This window comes from Candidatus Kurthia intestinigallinarum, from assembly GCF_003991225.1.
Taxonomy (GTDB): Bacteria; Bacillota; Bacilli; order Bacillales_A; family Planococcaceae; genus Kurthia; species Kurthia populi.
In genome coordinates this window covers 1-1,524 of the sequence record NZ_JTFC01000188.1, presented here as the reverse complement: position 1 = coordinate 1,524, position 1,524 = coordinate 1, and the positions used below count along the sequence as shown (strand labels likewise).

Here is a 1,524-nt window from a genome sequence, read left to right as displayed (position 1 = left end):
ATTTCCAAAGGGAAATAATTTTGCTCACTAAATAGATTGTGAATATTAGATAGATAACTGAATAAATAATAATAAATCCAGTGAATTTGTAGCCGAGAAAAGCAAAATAATAAGCTGAACCAATAAATAGCGGGATGATATAAAGAAATGTTCCGATTAACTGTTTAACATAAATGATAGAGCTTTTATTACGAGGGACTAATTTACGATCAAAGGACGTATAATTATTTACACTGAAAAGCGTAAATAAAGCAGGCACAATAATCCCTAAGACTGCTAAAATTGCAATCAGTTCATTTTCTAAAAAGGATAAAATATAAATCAAACCTTTCGATTTATTTCTCCCTATATTTTACAATGACGAAAGAGGATTGACTAATAAAATATGTGAAGTCTTTTCCTTCTCTCGACCTTAAAAAATAATGCTTGTTTAAGGTTGATGATGGTATAATAAATAGAGCGTATGTTTGTATAATTTCAACTTGTAGGGGGAGAGAAATGAGCTCGTTAAAGATTAAAGAAACTAGTTTATTTGAAAAGCTTTTCGGGATGGAAACAGGTTATGTATTAAATTTTAGCGACAGGACCTTTCAGAATTTTATTTTAGAATCAACGGGTATTGATATTTTTGATGGACAATATAATGCTCCATTATCGAAAGCGAAGAGATTGCGACTGTTTTGGCAAAAAGAAGATGACTACATTACTCATAAATTATTATCAGATATGTTAGCTTATTGGTTTGAGAATAAGCAAGCGTATGGTCAAGAGTTTAGTGATGAAGAGTTACTTTTACACGAAAAATGTAAAAAGGCGTTAGATATTTTACAAGGGACTAATTTAGTTGAAGATCTTAATTCAATTATAAGTGTAGATGTTTTAAATTATCAATCTATTCAAATTTTATCTGCTGAAATCAAAGAAAAATTACTAGGTGGTCAGCCAGAATTAGCTTTAGATAGATTACATACTTTTAGTGTTAGATACTTTAGAGCATTGTGTCAAAAACATAGAATTGCTTATGAACAGAAGGACGCATTACATACATTGTTTTCTAAATATCAAAAGTATTTAGAAGCCTCTGGTCGGGTTCAATCAAACATGACTCTTCAAATTATTAAGGCGAACATGAATGTATTAAATAACTTTAATCATGTTAGAAATACGGAAAGTTATGCTCATGACAATGTAATTTTAAATAAGAATGAGAGTAAATTGATTTGCAATCATGTCATCTCACTTTTGAAATTTGTTGATGAAATTGAAATGGATGCAGAGTATGCTTTTTAGGTCTCTACACAACTGGTAGGAAAAGAGGATTTATACTATGGAAGAAACTCTATTTTCTTTGCAGCAATATAAAATGACCAAACAAAAAGATGAAACGCTGCAGAAAATCCAACAACAAAAGTTGATGCAATATCAATCTGACTTTAAACAGTTCCAGGCGTTTTGCGATGAACATTTATTAAAGTTAGATTTTGAATCGTTAGAACTGTATCTTCATCATTTAATTACACAACA

General features: G+C 30.0%; 3 protein-coding genes. 2 read left to right on the top strand and 1 reads right to left on the bottom strand.

Translation table 11 applies throughout. From position 1 onward, the window contains the following. On the bottom strand, positions 1–325 hold a 325-nt coding region (locus QI30_RS21045), incomplete at its 3' end, for a chlorophyll a-b binding domain-containing protein (RefSeq protein ID WP_233600653.1). A gap of 173 nt (positions 326–498) precedes the next feature. On the opposite strand from QI30_RS21045, the gene QI30_RS19665 reads away from it, so the two are divergent. Then, on the top strand, positions 499–1,290 hold the full coding sequence (locus QI30_RS19665) for an abortive infection family protein (RefSeq protein WP_126992141.1): 792 nt from the start codon (positions 499–501) through the stop codon (positions 1,288–1,290). A 37-nt stretch (positions 1,291–1,327) separates the two neighbouring features. Next, positions 1,328–1,524 (top strand): hypothetical protein (locus QI30_RS19660; protein ID WP_148113922.1); only part of this gene is annotated, 197 nt, incomplete at its 3' end.